Annotated in this window: 15 protein-coding genes and 1 riboswitch; of the genes, 8 read left to right on the top strand and 7 right to left on the bottom strand. The window is 51.7% G+C overall.

The window, feature by feature from the left end; translation table 11 throughout:
- Both H6F80_RS25695 and gifA read right to left on the bottom strand, forming a co-directional pair.
- The coding region (locus H6F80_RS25695; RefSeq protein WP_518523654.1) for a peptidylprolyl isomerase at window positions 1-110 on the bottom strand (110 nt) is incomplete at its 3' end.
- A 290-nt stretch (window positions 111-400) separates the two neighbouring features.
- Entirely contained in the window at window positions 401-574 is a 174-nt protein-coding gene (gifA, locus tag H6F80_RS25690; RefSeq protein WP_190794354.1) for a glutamine synthetase inactivation factor IF7A, read from the bottom strand.
- Between the two features lie 346 nt (window positions 575-920).
- Between gifA and H6F80_RS25685 the strand changes: the two genes are divergently transcribed.
- From H6F80_RS25685 to H6F80_RS25670, 4 genes are all read left to right on the top strand, one after another.
- Complete coding sequence (locus tag H6F80_RS25685; RefSeq protein WP_190794353.1) at window positions 921-1,775, top strand: alpha/beta fold hydrolase; 855 nt, start codon at window positions 921-923, stop codon at window positions 1,773-1,775.
- Window positions 1,776-1,993: 218 nt separating this feature from the next.
- Complete coding sequence (gene coaD, locus H6F80_RS25680) at window positions 1,994-2,575, top strand: pantetheine-phosphate adenylyltransferase (protein WP_518523653.1); 582 nt, start codon at window positions 1,994-1,996, stop codon at window positions 2,573-2,575.
- Window positions 2,464-3,174, top strand: coding sequence for a F0F1 ATP synthase subunit B (locus H6F80_RS30105; protein ID WP_199296832.1), 711 nt, complete (start codon window positions 2,464-2,466; stop codon window positions 3,172-3,174). Before coaD ends, H6F80_RS30105 begins: the two co-directional genes overlap by 112 nt.
- A 131-nt stretch (window positions 3,175-3,305) precedes the next feature.
- Window positions 3,306-3,527, top strand: a complete 222-nt coding sequence (locus tag H6F80_RS25670) for a hypothetical protein (protein ID WP_190794352.1) — start codon at window positions 3,306-3,308, stop codon at window positions 3,525-3,527.
- 11 nt (window positions 3,528-3,538) lie between these two features.
- Here H6F80_RS25670 and H6F80_RS25665 read toward each other — a convergent pair whose 3' ends face one another.
- Window positions 3,539-4,045, bottom strand: coding sequence for a response regulator transcription factor (locus H6F80_RS25665; protein ID WP_190794351.1), 507 nt, complete (start codon window positions 4,043-4,045; stop codon window positions 3,539-3,541).
- Window positions 4,046-4,341: 296 nt separating this feature from the next.
- A riboswitch (cobalamin riboswitch) is annotated at window positions 4,342-4,549 on the top strand.
- Window positions 4,550-4,567: 18 nt separating this feature from the next.
- Here H6F80_RS25665 and H6F80_RS25660 point away from each other — a divergent pair.
- From H6F80_RS25660 to cobW, 3 genes are all read left to right on the top strand, one after another.
- The gene (locus tag H6F80_RS25660) at window positions 4,568-4,756 is read left to right on the top strand and encodes a CbtB-domain containing protein (RefSeq protein WP_190794350.1); all 189 of its coding nucleotides are present in this window, start codon (window positions 4,568-4,570) and stop codon (window positions 4,754-4,756) included.
- Between the two features lie 221 nt (window positions 4,757-4,977).
- A complete protein-coding gene (locus H6F80_RS25655) occupies window positions 4,978-6,192 on the top strand; it encodes a hypothetical protein (RefSeq protein WP_190794349.1) in 1,215 nt (404 codons plus the stop codon).
- 210 nt (window positions 6,193-6,402) lie between these two features.
- Window positions 6,403-7,485 carry a cobalamin biosynthesis protein CobW gene (cobW, locus tag H6F80_RS25650; RefSeq protein ID WP_190794348.1) on the top strand — a complete coding sequence of 361 codons (1,083 nt, stop codon included), beginning with the start codon at window positions 6,403-6,405 and terminating at the stop codon, window positions 7,483-7,485.
- Between the two features lie 13 nt (window positions 7,486-7,498).
- On the opposite strand, the gene H6F80_RS25645 is transcribed toward cobW, so the two are convergent.
- Window positions 7,499-9,787 carry a tetratricopeptide repeat protein gene (locus H6F80_RS25645; protein ID WP_190794347.1) on the bottom strand — a complete coding sequence of 763 codons (2,289 nt, stop codon included), beginning with the start codon at window positions 9,785-9,787 and terminating at the stop codon, window positions 7,499-7,501.
- A gap of 283 nt (window positions 9,788-10,070) precedes the next feature.
- Window positions 10,071-10,241 (bottom strand): photosystem II assembly protein Psb34, encoded by a 171-nt coding sequence (psb34, locus tag H6F80_RS25640; RefSeq protein ID WP_190794346.1) that lies wholly within the window; start codon window positions 10,239-10,241, stop codon window positions 10,071-10,073.
- A 220-nt stretch (window positions 10,242-10,461) separates the two neighbouring features.
- Between psb34 and H6F80_RS25635 the strand changes: the two genes are divergently transcribed.
- Window positions 10,462-12,297: a M3 family oligoendopeptidase gene (locus tag H6F80_RS25635; protein ID WP_190794345.1), complete on the top strand. Its 1,836-nt coding sequence runs from the start codon at window positions 10,462-10,464 to the stop codon at window positions 12,295-12,297.
- Between the two features lie 314 nt (window positions 12,298-12,611).
- Here H6F80_RS25635 and ilvA read toward each other — a convergent pair whose 3' ends face one another.
- Window positions 12,612-14,123 (bottom strand): threonine ammonia-lyase, biosynthetic, encoded by a 1,512-nt coding sequence (gene ilvA, locus H6F80_RS25630; RefSeq protein ID WP_190794344.1) that lies wholly within the window; start codon window positions 14,121-14,123, stop codon window positions 12,612-12,614.
- Window positions 14,124-14,232: 109 nt separating this feature from the next.
- Window positions 14,233-14,769 (bottom strand): hypothetical protein (locus H6F80_RS25625; protein ID WP_190794343.1); only part of this gene is annotated, 537 nt, incomplete at its 5' end.

The raw sequence follows: 14,769 nt of genomic DNA, 5'->3' as shown, positions 1-14,769 counted from the left end.
GTCAGCCCGTCATAAAAGCCCTTTTCAGATAAATCGACAAAATTCTTGACGGTATTGGGAGCATCCTGGTCAAACAGTTCCAGATTGATAGTTCCCTTGTCCGTTTCCATGATGGCGCGAGTCATGATTATTCCTCGGTAATGGGGCGAAGGCTACATCGCGACACTTGCGGTACGCTCCTGATTTCCTTCGTCCACGATAGTCATTCACGATAAAGCCGTGAGGTTCCTAGTTTACGCCAATCTTTAGCACGTCGAGCAGAGAAGAAATGTAAAGAAAAGGACGTTCTCTGCTAGAAAACGCCCTCAGGTCAGTTGTGATATTCGAGTGTGAAATTTCAGTACCAATCGACTTGCAATGTTCAATCGGACAAAAACCCGTAGAACGGAAAAAAGCTAAATTATTCGTTTCTCAGCGAACCGAGGGGCTTTCCCTGGATGTGGCTATGATTTTGGATCGCTTCAGCATCCATCCCAATTTCTTCGGCAGAGCGGCTCAGCATCGATTGCTGTCGATTCTTCACTTGATGATGATGGCGCATCATTAGGGCACGAGCTTGATCACGAGTAGACATTGCAGGGCACTCCGTTTCTACTAGGTTTACGCTTAGGTTCTTTAGGAATTATTTTTTCAGGATTCATTTCCTGGAGACAGAGCAGTGATGCCCTGCCTCTTAACTTAATATAGCAGACATTCTGTATTTAAAGTTACAGAATTGCATTCAGATACAAAACTTAATAATTCCCAAATCCTCTGACTTGTTACTAGGATCGCCTCCACAAACCCAAAGCCCCCCAAAGCCTCAAAGTACTACCACTGCATCTCCTTGCCCATCCACTCCTCACTTGTCCTCAGCCCCATTCCGCGATACGCTCAGGCAACAATAAGACACACTTAAAAACCGCTTTAACCATATGGTCATGGCAAAGAACGCTCAGGAAAATCAGATCGAAGTCGGCAAGCTGAAATGGTTTTATCGATCGTCTGACCCTCTCAATCCCAGAGACAAACCGCCTGTCGTTTTACTGCATGGCATTCCCGCTCAAAGCTATAGCTGGCGCAATGTTATGCCTGCCCTGGCAGAACAAGGGTTTCGCTCGATTGCCCCCGATTGGATTGGCTCTGGTTTTTCCGCTCAGCCCGATCGCCGCGACTTTGCCTACACGCCGGATGCCTATGTCACTGCCCTGGGAGATTTTTTGGATGCACTAGCGATCGACCGCTGTTCGCTGGTGGTGCAAGGTTTTGTGGGGTCGGTGGGGTTACAGTACGCGCTGCGTCATCCCAATCGGATCGAACGGCTAGCAATTTTGAATACGCCAATCGGTACGGCGGCAAAACTTCCCTGGAAAATACGCCAGCTTGGAATTCCCCTGGTGGGCGAAATGATGACCCAAGACCCGCTTCTGGTCGATCGCACTTTGGAGGGCGGTGGCGGTTATCGGGTTGAGGATAAAGATCTGGATGTGTATCGTCGTCCGTTTCTAAAAAGTTCAGCGGCGGGTCGATCGCTATTTGTCACGGTGCAAAATCTACACTTGGCGGAGGCCATGGCAGAAATCGAAAAGGGCTTTGCAGACTGGAAACAGCCCACCCTAATCGCCTGGGGAATGCGCGACCCGTGGTTACCGTTTAGTTTGGCTGAAACGCTGAGGCAGCAAGTAGCGGATGCTGAGCTTGTCAAGCTGGAAGAAGTCGGGCATTACCCGCAGGAGGACTGGCACGAGAGAGTAAACGAGGTGCTGCTGCCGTTTTTGCGCCGCCAAATTCTGTAGGTTGCTTCGATCGCTCCGGTCCGATCGTTCCCTGAAGCGTTGAGCCGCCGTGAAACCTATGCCTGAGTCCCAAAATTGCCCGTGATGATTCCGAAGCTGTTCGATATAATCGCCTTGAGGAAAGCTAGACGATCCTGGCGGTAAACGCCTTGATTTCTTTGGATTCTCCCTCATTGGTTCTTGCTTCGTATCTTTCGCTGCTGTCCTTTACTTTGCACGTGTGGCTTGTGATCGCAATTTATCCCGGCAGTTTTGATCCGATTACACGCGGTCATCTGAATATCATCGAGCGGGGCTGTCGGCTCTTTGAACAGGTGATTGTGGTCGTGTTTCGCAACCCGAATAAAGCCCCTTTATTTCCGGTAGAGCAGCGCACTGACCAAATTCGGCGATCGACCCAGCACTTACCCAACCTGGAGATTGATCACTTCGAGGGTTTAGCCGTCACCTATGCCAGAATGCGCCAGGCACAAGTCCTCCTGCGAGGGCTGCGGGCCGTGTCCGACTTTGAGATGGAACTGCAAATGGCACACACCAACAAAACCCTCTCCGCCGAGATTGAAACCGTTTTCCTCACCACTGACCCGGAATATAGCTTTCTCAGCAGCAGTGTTGTCAAAGAAATCGCCCGCTTCGGCGGACCCATAGACCATCTTGTTCCCCCTCCTGTCGCCCTGGATCTGTACCAATGCTTCGCCAAAACTCCGATCGCCCCAGCCCCGACCGCAGAGCCTCGAACGGTAGCCACTCTGGGAACCAGCAGCCCAGCCACCGGGAAGGGGTACGACTCAATGGAGTAGACATTCAGCGCGAGCTAAACAGGCTAGAAGAAATCATTCTCGACAGTCCCCGAATTCCGCTCAGCCGGCGGACGCTGGTGGACGAAGAGCAGTTGCTCGATCAGCTTGATCTGGTGCGGCTCAGTTTGCCCGGAGCTTTTCAGGAAGCCACCGAGCTATTGCTGCACAAAGAGGAAGTGCTGCTGGATGCAGAGCAGTATGCCGAGGAAATTATTGAAGCCGCTCAGCAGCGAGCCGCCCAGATTCTGGATGAAATGGGCATTATCCGGCAGGCAGAGCTTGAGGCACAGCGAATCCGACAGCAGGTGCAGCAGGAATGTGACTCCATGCAGCAGCAGACGATCGCCGATATAGAACAGATCCGACGACGTGCCCAGCAAGAGCTAGAAGACCTTCAGCGCATGGCTCTGGCAGAGTGCGAAGAAATTCAGCGTGGGGCAGACGACTATGCCGACCGCGTCTTGCGCGATATGGAACAGCAGCTCAACGAAATGATGCGGGTGGTGCGGAACGGACGGCAGCAGATTTCGGGCGGAACCTCAAATCCAGCGAGTGACAGCTATTCTGCCAACCGCTTTCCCCCAGCTTCACGTTACTAGGTCACTCTTTCTGCTTTAATCCATCAAAACTTCATTCGCGATTGCGGGTTTTCCTCAATTCTGCTGGATTAATGCAGAGGCTAGACTGTAAATACAGAGTTCCCTGAGATTGTCAAGCTTAGAACCCAAATATGACATCAGAAGAGTTTGTTACTCAAGCAAGGGCAGTGCTAGAACAGGCACTGACAAACCTGCAAACCACAACGCTGCTGAATTCACAGCTTGAGCAGCAAATTTTAGAAACTGGGCGTTCCCTGCAAACCCTGAGCTATCTGCTAGATGCCTTGTCCTCATCCGAGCGTTCTGCTGAGAGCGGGCAAGATAATCCACCCAACCACGGTCAGCCTAATTAGTTCAAATTCGTTCAAAACCGATTTTCCTCATCAAATGCAGGTCGGTGAGAAAGTGTTGCTCCTGGGTTTGTGCCTACTAAGAATGCGGCATCGTACAGACGAAGGTTCTGAAAGCTGCAAGATGTGGGCTGCTTTAAGACCGATTCGATCGCCAGACATAGCTCTCTTAAACAGGTCGGCTTCACAAAATAGCGGTCGGCTCCGAGACTCATTGCCCGCTCTCTATCTTCTGGACGCGCACAGGCTGTAACCACAAAAACTGGAATCTGAAGCGATCGATTTGCCATTTCTTGCAGCACCGCGAACCCATCGATATCGGGCAGCTTCAGGTCAAGCAAAATGAGGTCAGGGTGATACACAGAGAGGGTTGCTAGTGCCTGTCTCCCTTCTGTAACGGCTGCAACTCCCACTCCAAAGCAAGTTTGCAGATAGTCCTGCATCAATTCGCGATTGTAAAGATTATCCTCAACTAACAAAATACGATCGCGCTTTTCCTGACTAGCTTGGGGTACAGTCATTGAGGGAAGCAAGAGGAGAGCAAGAGGGGCAGCATTTTTTAGCAATTTAGACTTGCAACAAACAAGGGGTGACTTTGCGATTCATGAATTACGAGTGGATCAGCCCTGAAAGATAAGAATAGTTTTAATTAGTTCGTTTTTTAATTTAATTTTAGTTATTGTACAGTCGATTCGCATCTTTGCAGAGACTACTATTTTTCACTTGCATTGTAGCCTTTAAAGTAAATTGGCTCAGTGATCGCAAGCAGATAGCTACAGCGATAGGGAACATCATCTGTGGTAGGGTGATGAGACGATTAAATTCGTTGGTTCTGGCGGAGAGCAGCCGTCAGAGGTAGATAGACCCTGCAATGGATAAGGAGTCTAGAAAACCGGGGAAAGTTTGGTGTAAGTCCAACGCTGTCCCGCAACTGTAATGAGCAGGCTCGATCGTTCGGCGAAAAAGCTCGATCGTTCGCAGTTCCATCTCTAAGTCAGGATGCCCACCAACGCTCAAAAGTTCACTCAATCTGCGAGGTACAGATGACAACTGCAATGCAAAGCTCCCGGCAGCGCACGATTCAATTTGCGCTTTCGATTCCCGTCCAGTCTGCTCTGTTTTTGTCACTCACTTCAATCACGCTCTGGACGATCTACTTCAGCCCCCATTTGCCCGCACACAATACCCTGCACGAAACCCGCCACTCGATGCTGGGGGTAGGCTGTCATTAGGCAATTCGTAGGATGTTTGAAACGTCAGGATGAGTTTCCAAACCGCTTCCTAGCCTCCTTATTCCAGGGGGAACCTCGCCCACTTCAGGGTTCAACGCCCTAGAGTTGGGGACAGAAAGGGGAATCGTGGGGGCAAGGTGGAGGATTGGATACTGCTTAAACATCTTTAGTGAAGCAGGGGTAGCTTCCTGCAAAATCTAAGGCAACAAAAGAGGCAGCACATGACAACTTCATCGCGCCGTTGGCTCCTGGGCTGGCTTTGCCTGGTGAGCGTTTTGGTGCTAAGTCTTTCAGCTCAGGCACATCCGGAACAGGTTCATCAAGGCATAGCGATCGATGCTCCGGCGGAAGCAGTGCAGTCTAAAACTCCTGTTCTTGCTGGCAAAGTTCAAATTCAGCTTGTCGCGCAGCCGCCCCTGAGCGAAATTGTTCCGGCACACCAGCCCGTCCGGCTCAGGCTTGAGGCAGCGAACCGCCAACACCAACCCGTGCAGAATGCTCAGTGGCAGATCACGCTCAATACGCCTGCAAAAACTCCCTGGCTTTCTAGCGATTTTCCAATGGTTGAAGGAACCACATTGCTTAATGCAAATCTGACTTCCGCAACAAGTCTGCTGGAGCTAGAAACCATCCTGCCGATTCGGGGAAGCTATACGCTGCAAGCCACGATCGCGGCTCCCGGAATCAACGCGCCCGTTGCCCAAACCTTTGTGCTGAATGTGCCAGAAAACCCGGTGAAATATCGCAATGCAGCAACGCTGGCGGTGATTTTGCTGCTGGTGGGGTTGCTTGGCGGTTGGCTCATCGCAAAACAGCCTCGCGGAGGCTCTGAGGAACTGTCTCAATCAGTACGACTGCTGTTGTCGGGGGCGGCAATGGCAGCCATTGTAGCTTTGCTGGTTGTGAACATCAGCGCGGAAAATGCTGAACATTCCCAGCTAGAACCGTTATCTTTAAGCCGGACGACGGCTGAGGTCGGGTCGCTCAAGCTGGAATACCTGGGCGATACGATCGCCACTGTGGGCAAACTGGCAGATCTATCGGCTCGATTGATTGATACCCGCACAAATCAGCCTGTTCAGGATACGACTTTTCGGCTGCAAGCAAAGGATCTAGAGCATGGCATGACGGTGCTGTCGGTCGCGGGCAAGCCCGATGCAAATGGCGTGTTCACTTGGCAGCAGCAGTTTTTTGACGGTGCGCCTCACCAGATTCAAATTGAGGCAGTTTCTCCAGCGAATTCTGCTCCGCTGACGCTGGCTCAGGCGATCGACATCGAAAGCATTGCGCCTCCGTTATCAGTGCGGCTGATGACGCTGGGCTATATGACCGCGATTGTGGGAATTGGGATGGTGATCGGGTTTGGAGCAGGGAGAATGCGATCGGGTTCACGTTATCGTAAAAGTTCTGTCAAGCCAGACACAGGCAGGATTTAAGAGGATGTTTAATTGGGTGTCTAGGCTTTTACACTGCCCCCTAAATTCCCCTCTTGTGGGAACTTTGAAACCTTTCTTAGCGGTTCAGTTCTCTCTAGGTTTAGAGGGTCAGGGGAGCGGTTCGCAGCACAGGTAGCCCGTTTCAAGCATCCTCTAAGAATTTGATCTTCAGGATTTTAAGCCAATATCAAAACTTCAGGAGATTTCACGATGCACAAAATTCCTGTCACGATCGTTACCGGATTTCTGGGCGCAGGCAAAACAACGCTCATTCGGCATTTGCTGCAAAACAACGAAGGGCGACGCATTGCAGTTTTGGTGAACGAATTCGGCGAAGTGGGCATTGACGGTGATTTGCTGCGTTCCTGTCAGGTTTGCCCGGAAGATTCCTCCGAAGCCGCGCTGGACGCTTCTCAGGTTGCAAACACGAATCTTGCAGACAATATTGTGGAATTGACGAACGGCTGTCTCTGCTGCACGGTGCAGGAGGAATTTTTGCCGACGATGCAGGAATTGCTGAAACGGCGCGATCAGCTCGACTGCATTTTGATCGAGACTTCAGGTTTAGCTCTGCCCAAACCGCTTGTGCAGGCGTTTCGCTGGCCTGAGATCCGCACTGGGGCAACGGTAGACGGGGTTATTACAGTGGTGGACTGTGAAGCTCTAGCTCAGGGGCAAATAGTCGGCGATCGGGACGCACTCACGGCACAGCGAGAAGCAGACCCCACGCTAGAACACGAAACGCCGATCGAAGAACTGTTTGAAGATCAGCTTGCCTGTGCCGATCTGGTGCTGTTGACCAAAGCCGATCGCGTAGACCCAGCAAATCAGGCGAAAGTGCAGCAGTGGCTTCAACAAGAGCTTTCTTCGGGAGTGAAGATTGTGCCCTGCCATCAGGGACAGATCAGTCCGAATGTTTTGTTGGGGTTTAATGCGGCAGTCGAATCTGATTTGGAGAATCGCCCCAGCCATCACGATCACGAGGAAGACCACGACCACGACGACGATATTAATTCTGTCCAGGTGATACTCGATTGCGCCTTTGACCCCGCTCAACTGATCGATCGCCTTAGAACCCTGGTGCAGCAGCAGGAAATCTACCGGATTAAAGGATTTGTTGCCGTGCCAAATAAATCGATGCGGCTCGTGCTTCAAGGGGTGGGCGATCGGTTTAACTCTTTCTACGATCGTCCCTGGCAGGGCGAGGAACTGCGCCAAACTCGGCTAGTATTCATTGGGCGGGCGATCGATCGACAGCAGATCGAACAGGCAATGATTCCGGTGACAGCGTAGCCTTGAGACCGGATTACAGTCGGGGCAAAATTTCGGGCAGTAGTGAGGCGGGAATTTTAGAAAGTGCCTGGTTTTGTCCTTCCAGTCCAAGCTGGCTGTAGCAGGCGCGCAGGGTTTGCAGGATGCAGGTGACAGCCGTTTGGCGCAGATCGGACTGCTGCTTCCAGCGTTGCAATGCTTGCAGGTGATGGTGCAGGGCTTGCTCCAGGTGGGAAAGCTGGTCTGCGGTGGCTAAACCAAGCTGAAGATCGGTAGCAAGCTGATAGTGGGCAAGTCCCTGGTTATTGTGGGTGGCAGCTACGTCAAACGAAATGACTCCCGGCTGCTGACCGAATTTCTGCGAGAGCTGCTCGATCGCTTCCAGAGCAGTCTGGTATGCCCCAATTGCTGCCTGCAAATATTCCATCCGATCGGCAGGCGGATCAGTATGGTTTGCCAGATGCCAGAATGCCGTGCCCAGATTGTTTTGCGTCGCAGCAAATGCAGCCGGAGCCGTGGAGGGAGTGCGATACTTTAGGGCAATTCGATACGCCGAAACTGCCAGCAAGAGCCAGTCACGCGGATGCTCATACTGTGCTAGATTCCAGAACGCCGTACCCAAATTATTTTGAATCATGGCAAAGTTGAGCGGGTCTTGCGCTGGATCGTAGTAGTGCAGGGCTTCGGTGTAGGCGGCGATCGATCGCTTCAGGTTGTCGAGCGGCTGCTGATGCTGTGCCAGATTCCAGTAGGTGGTTCCCAGATTGTTTTGTGTTGAGGCATAGCGCAGCGGGTCAGATTCCGCCGGACGGTAGCGCAGGGCTTCTTCGTAGGCTTTGATCGACTGTTGCAGCAGGGAAGCCGTGTTGCCATAGCGGGCAAGATCGCCATAAGCCGTGCCCAAATTGCTCTGCACCATTGCATAATTCGCTTCCTGCTCAGGCAGCCGAACCCGATCGAGGGCAAGGTGATAGGTTTGCACGCTCTGTTCTAGATACTGCTGCACCGTTGCCGGCCCTTGCCGCTGCATCAGGCGTCCCAGCATCCAGTACAAATTGCCCAGATCATTCAGCACGTCTACCCAGAGCAGCGACGCTTCTGGCAACCAGATCAAACACTGTTGATAGGCATCGATCGCCTGCTGATACAGTTCGACTGATTCTAAGCCCTGATCAATCTGATCGCAGTACAAATTACCCAAAAGCCGATAGGCAGTTGCCATCACCGCAGGCGAAACAGACTGACGCTGATAGGTTTCGATCTGCTGAAGCAGTTCCTCTGACTGCCAGGGGCGCTCGAGCAGATTAGCGATCAGGGTTTGCTCAACAGAGGCAGGGGCAGTAGTGTCTGAGACGGTGATAACGGGGGCGGCTGTCTCTTCGGAAAACTGCGAAGCGATCGAATTAGAGGGCGTTGACTCAGAAGCGATCGAATCGGCAGTTACGTCCTCGGTGGGTAAGACAACGGCAGGCAAGACAGCAGTTTTTGCTCCTGGCTCCCCAGATGACAAAGCAGGGGTTTCTTCAGCTTCATAAAGCTGGCTTAAATCTTGCGCTAGGCTCAACCAGGGATTAATGAACTCTGCAAGTTCGGGAACTGCCGTTTTGCTGTCCTGCTCCTTGCTGTTTCCGGTTTGATTTTTGGAAGACTCACGCTCTGCTTCAGATCGGGCTTCGTCCTGTAGGGGTTTGGTTAAAGGCAGCCCGGAGGATTGGGCGATCGAAATTCGCTCCGGTAAAATTGCGGCGAGCGGAGTGGGATCACCCGTAAACTCAAACACCCCTGTCCGACATTCCCAGAACTCTGGCATAGACTCTGGCAGCGTTTGAAACCATGGCTGCGTTAGCCACAAAATTACCCCTGACTCAACCCAGCGCAGATTTCGCTCTACGCCCTGAAGATGGGTCAGAAAAATCCGCTGGACGCTAGCAGGCTGTCGCGTGAGTTTCTCCGTTCCCAAAATCTGGAAGACGGGCAATGGGGCACGCCAACTTCCCTGCCGGGGCGGGGGAAACTGCTGAAGCCACTGGGCAATTTGACCGATCGGACTAGGATCGTTGAGATCCAGATGCAGGCTGACAATGCGTGGATAAGTGCGCTCTGGACTGGCGGATTGAGCGAGATTTTGAGCGGCACTAATCGTTTTGCTGCTTGTTTTACTCAAGTCTGCCTGAAGCTGAGCCGCTAATCGATCGCGCAGCGGTAAATCATCGCACACAGCGATAAACACCTGACGACGTAGTTTGAGGCTCAAAGCGACTTTCAGGCGTTGGTAAGTTTGCTGATTCAGTCCAAGAATCGTTCGGTAGGGAATTTCTGTCATGGTAGGGAATTCCAATTGCACCCGCCGTCGGCGTATATTCCCTATACCTGGTTTTGCAGTGCCGCTCAGGATAGGCGTAAAAAATTACTGTAACTCGATCGACTTCAGTTCAACAGCAAAAAACCAGGCATTCCCCCAAAGAGCACCTGGCTTTTATTTAGAAAAGATTCTTTTGCTTTTAACTAATGTTCTTGATAAACGCCTTTAACAAAACACTTTGAAAAAAACGCTTTACAGAAACTTCCCAGACGCAAGGGCAGCGTTCTTGCAACAGGTCAGCCCCTTAGGAAACCGCAACCGCAATCGCCAGCAGCCCGCCAAGCAGCGCAACCGCGACGACAGCCAAGACGACGTATTGAACCTTTTGCTTCTGCGTCGGAGCCTCTGCCTGATAAACCTTCGGCTCAACCGCAAAGTTATTCAGACGACCGCCTTCTTCGGTAGTGTATGGCATATTTATTGTTCCTTCGGAAATTTAACTAATTGTAACAAACAATGACAATCTTGTCGTCATTTTGCCAGTCGACGGTTACCCTTCCCTCTGCCGAAAGAAGTACTGCTGCCAGTGGAGAGGGGCGGTTTGCGATCGAGACGAAAAGGCTGCATTACAGTAGAAAATAGCCCGCATCAGGGCTAGCTGTGATTGTGATAAATCAAAAATCAAGCAAATATCTATGAGTCCTGATTCTTCTATTTCTGCATCCGCCCCGAAAACTGACGTTGCTCAACTTCATGAGCCGCAAGAGTGGGATCTGCGGGATTTGTATCAAGGTTTTGACGATCCCAAGCTTACGCAGGACTTAGAATCGCTGCGCCAAACCGCTCAGACCTTTCGATCGGGCTATCGGGAACAGGTGGCTCAGCTTTCCCCCGCTGAAGTTGCCGATGCCCTCAAACAGCTTGAATCGATCGCTGCCCAATCGGGCTATCTGTACTCCTTTCCGTCGCTAGTTTTCTCTGCTGACACGCGCAACACAGAGGCAAAACAGTTTCTCGATAAGGCGATGGAAGCTCTGACGGAGATTGAGAATCAGCTTTTGTTCTTCGATCTAGAGCTTCAAGGCATTGACGAGGCAAAGTTTAGCGAGCTTCGCGCTGCCCCCGAACTGCAAAACTACCAGCACTATCTCGATCGCATCGCCCAATTCCGACCGCATACCCTTCCAGAAGCCGTCGAACAAACCCGCAACCAGGACAGCCTCACCGGACGGCAGGCATTTATTCAGCTTCGATCGATTCACTTGGGCGAACAGGAATACGAGCTTGTCACCACCCCAGACGGTAAAACCGCCAGCACCGAAGCCGAACTGGGATCGCTGCTGTTTCATCCTGATTGCAATGTGCGCGATGAGGCATATCGATCGGTGCGAAAGGTGATGCAGCAGCACAACTCGCTATACGGCTATATCCTCAACACCGTGGCGCAGGATCACCGGATGGAAAGCCAGATGCGCGGCTACTCCTCCACATTGCACAAACAACTTTTAGCCGATGAAGTGTCTGAACCTGTCTTCCGCGCCATTATGGAGGGAACGCACGATCGCTTTGAGCTGTTCCAGCGATATTACAAACTAAAAGCACAGTCTCTCGGACAGCCGATTCGCATCTGCGATATTTACGCTCCCTGGACAAGTGATCCGGGTTCAGTTGCCCCAATTCCCTATCAGAACGGCGTTGAAACCCTGCTTGCAGCACTAGAGCAGTTTGATGTGAATTATGCCCGTCGCGCCGAAGAGTTCTTTGTGAAAAACTGGGTCGATGCCAAAGTGCGTCCTGGTAAGCGGGGCGGAGCTTTTTGCGCCTACAGCTACGGTAAACACAGCTATTTGCTGCTGTCCTACACCGAAGACTATAGCTCGCTGTTTACCCTGGCGCACGAAATGGGTCACGGGCTGCACTTCGCCTGGATTGACGATCGCCAATCCTATTTCAACAGCAATCCACCGATGGTGCTGGCAGAAATCGCCTCCACGTTTAATGAGCTATTGCTGCTGGACTATTTGCTGAAGCAAGCGGCAGACGACAAAACGCTAACCAAAACCCTGATTACTCGTCAGCTCGAAGATCAGCTCAATCTGCTGTTCCGCCAAAGCACGATCAGTCGATTGGAACTAGCGATTCACGATCGTGCCGCGCAGGGCAGTTTTGATCACAAGTTTGTGAACGAGCAGTGGATGAATCTGTATCAAGAGCTTTGCGGCGATGCGGTAGAACTCCTGCCGGAGCATCAGTATGACTGGGCACGAATCGGGCATATCTACTTCAAGCCGTTCTACTGCTACCAGTACACCGCCTCCAACATCGTCAGCCTTGCCTGCTACCAGAAATACCGCGAAGTTGGCAAAGACTTCATCCCCGGCTATCTGGAACTCCTGGCATCGGGCAGCAGCCTCGATCAGGTAACGGCTCTGCGTCAGTATGTGGATGTGGATATTGAAGACCCAACCACGATTAAGAACGCGCTGAACTACGTGGAAGGTTTGCTCGATCAGCTTCAGGCTGCGCTGTAGTTATTGATTTGTAATTGTTGATTTGATTATTGAGGGGGTGGGTTTAGGGCGATCGTCTTTCAAGGCTTTCGGAGAACCTGCCCCTTCGTTGAATCCAGCTTTCCTGTAATGTGGGATATTCGACAAGCCCTTCTGGAGTATTGAGCAGAAGGCAAACTTTCTCTATTGAACGCTCTGATGGTCTTTATCCACACCTGAATCTACAACTGATAGAAATTAGCTGATAGAAATTGAGTTTAGAGTCAAACAGTCTTTGTTTGACCTAATCCTGGCTGACAACTTAGCTTGTCTAATGAGGGCCTTCATGACCAACACTATGCAAGGAATAGTTTATACGCCGGATTCTGATTTTCATCCCAGTAGCGATAGCCGAGCGTTTCTAGAAAAGCTTGCCACTCGTTCATTTCCTGAGGGGGAACCTGCATGCCGACGACAATTCTGCCGCAGTCGGAGCCGTGGTTGCGGTAGTGGAACAGGCTGATATTCCAGTTTGGACTCATTGAGGTGACAAATTTCATCAGTGCCCCCGGACGTTCGGGAAACTCGAAGCGGTAGAGCAGTTCGTTTTCTGCCAGCGGTGATCGTCCACCGACCATGTGCCGCAGGTGCAGTTTTGCCAGTTCGTTATCCGTGAGGTCGAGGGTTTTGAAGCCGCATCCTTCAAAGGTTTGCACCATTCGAGCGGCATCGGCACGGTTCTCGATCTGCACCCCCACAAAGATATGCGCTTCGCGATCGTCTGCAATTCGGTAGTTGAACTCGGTTAAGTTGCGTCTGCCGATACATTCGCAGAACTTTCGCAAGCTGCCCCGCTCCTCTGGAATCGTGACGGCAAAGATGGCTTCTCGCCGTTCGCCCAGTTCTGCCCGTTCTGCCACAAATCGCAGGCGATCGAAGTTCATGTTGGCTCCGCAGGCAACCGCAATCAGCGTTTGGGACTCGATGCCTTCACGCTCCACATACGTTTTAGCGGCTGCGATCGCTAGTGCCCCGGCAGGCTCGAGGATCGATCGCGTGTCTTCAAACACATCTTTGATTGCGGCGCAGGTATCGTCGGTATCAACCAGGATAATTTCGTCTACATACTGCTGACAGAGCCGAAAGGTTTCTTCGCCCACCTGCCGCACTGCAACTCCATCGGCAAATAAACCCACCTGCGGCAGTTTGATGCGCTCCCCTGCCTTAAGCGACTGATACATTGCATCGGCATCAACAGGTTCAACGCCAATAATTTTGATTTCAGGATGAAGTCGTTTGACATAGGCAGCAATACCCGAAATGAGTCCACCGCCACCGATTGCCACAAAGATCGCATGAATCGGCTGCTGACACTGGCGCAAAATTTCCATGCCGATCGTCCCTTGTCCGGCAATGACATCCGGGTCGTCAAAGGGATGGATAAACGTCATTCCCTTCTCGGCTTCAAGCTGACGGGCGTGGGCATAGGCATCATCATAAGTATCGCCGTGCAGCACCACTTCTCCGCCCCGCGACTTCACCGCCTCAATCTTTACCTGGGGCGTGGTGATTGGCATGACGATAATCGCACGAGTTCCGAGCTGCTTCGCCCCCAGTGCCACACCCTGAGCATGGTTGCCTGCCGACGCCGCAATTACCCCCTGTGCCAGCAGATCGGGCGGCAACTTTACCATTTTGTTGTATGCGCCGCGCAGCTTAAATGAAAAAACCGACTGCATATCTTCTCGCTTCAGCAGCAGACGATTATTCAGACGGCGAGATAGGTTTGGCGCATAATCCAGGGGCGTTTCCTGGGCAACATCGTAGACGCGAGCCGTTAAAATCCGTTCCAGGTAGTCAGAGCGCATGAAGGTTAAAGAATTGCAGATCCCGCTGGATGACAATTTTACGCTACTTGCGCTGCCACCTGTGATCTGCCGTCTTGTTTCTTTATTCCTTCATCGCATTAAGATGCCATTACCTGGCTTTAGCGATCGGCACCACGTTTGCCGTTTCTCCATTCCCATTTCTTTGGCCAATGCTGCTTAATTCAGACGAATGCTGCAAGTGCTGCTGCAACCTGACGATCGCCCGATAGTTTCCTTCCACCAGTTTAGGGATCAGGCGAAACTGAGCTAGAAGTTTTTCTAAGTGATCGATCCGGCTCTCCAGGGTTTCGGTGTCTTGTTGGGCTTGAGCAAGACTATTGATAATCGCCTTGCCGTGTTCCGCAAAATTTTCGATTGGAACCAGACGATTTTCTAGCACAGCCAAGGCTGGCTTGAGTGCTTGCACCTCTTGACTGAGAACCTGATTCGCCTGCTGCAACTGATGATTCATCTGTTGATTGATCTGAAGCGACACGTCGATCGCCTGGGGATCGATTGGATTAATTCGCGCTTCAAGCTGGTTAATTCGGTTCTCCAGGCGGGAAAATGCTTGAACTAACGCTTGAATAGGCGGTTGGGATTGATTCTGAAGCTGGTTTTGCTTTAAGGAAGCCTCGATCGCATT

It is taken from the genome of Leptolyngbya sp. FACHB-711 (assembly GCF_014695615.1).
Classification (GTDB): Bacteria; Cyanobacteriota; Cyanobacteriia; order Elainellales; family Elainellaceae; genus Leptolyngbya_A.
This window is presented reverse-complemented; position numbering and strand designations above follow the sequence as displayed.

Coding starts and splice junctions, on each gene's coding strand:
- psb34 (WP_190794346.1), bottom strand. CDS start 10,241: ATGCCATACACTACCGAAGAAGGCGGTCGTCTGAATAACTTTGCGGTT.
- H6F80_RS30105 (WP_199296832.1), top strand. CDS start 2,464: ATGCTTCGCCAAAACTCCGATCGCCCCAGCCCCGACCGCAGAGCCTCG.
- H6F80_RS25665 (WP_190794351.1), bottom strand. CDS start 4,045: ATGACTGTACCCCAAGCTAGTCAGGAAAAGCGCGATCGTATTTTGTTA.
- H6F80_RS25685 (WP_190794353.1), top strand. CDS start 921: ATGGCAAAGAACGCTCAGGAAAATCAGATCGAAGTCGGCAAGCTGAAA.
- H6F80_RS25670 (WP_190794352.1), top strand. CDS start 3,306: ATGACATCAGAAGAGTTTGTTACTCAAGCAAGGGCAGTGCTAGAACAG.
- H6F80_RS25635 (WP_190794345.1), top strand. CDS start 10,462: ATGAGTCCTGATTCTTCTATTTCTGCATCCGCCCCGAAAACTGACGTT.
- H6F80_RS25655 (WP_190794349.1), top strand. CDS start 4,978: ATGACAACTTCATCGCGCCGTTGGCTCCTGGGCTGGCTTTGCCTGGTG.
- H6F80_RS25645 (WP_190794347.1), bottom strand. CDS start 9,787: ATGACAGAAATTCCCTACCGAACGATTCTTGGACTGAATCAGCAAACT.
- gifA (WP_190794354.1), bottom strand. CDS start 574: ATGTCTACTCGTGATCAAGCTCGTGCCCTAATGATGCGCCATCATCAT.
- H6F80_RS25660 (WP_190794350.1), top strand. CDS start 4,568: ATGACAACTGCAATGCAAAGCTCCCGGCAGCGCACGATTCAATTTGCG.
- ilvA (WP_190794344.1), bottom strand. CDS start 14,123: ATGCGCTCTGACTACCTGGAACGGATTTTAACGGCTCGCGTCTACGAT.
- cobW (WP_190794348.1), top strand. CDS start 6,403: ATGCACAAAATTCCTGTCACGATCGTTACCGGATTTCTGGGCGCAGGC.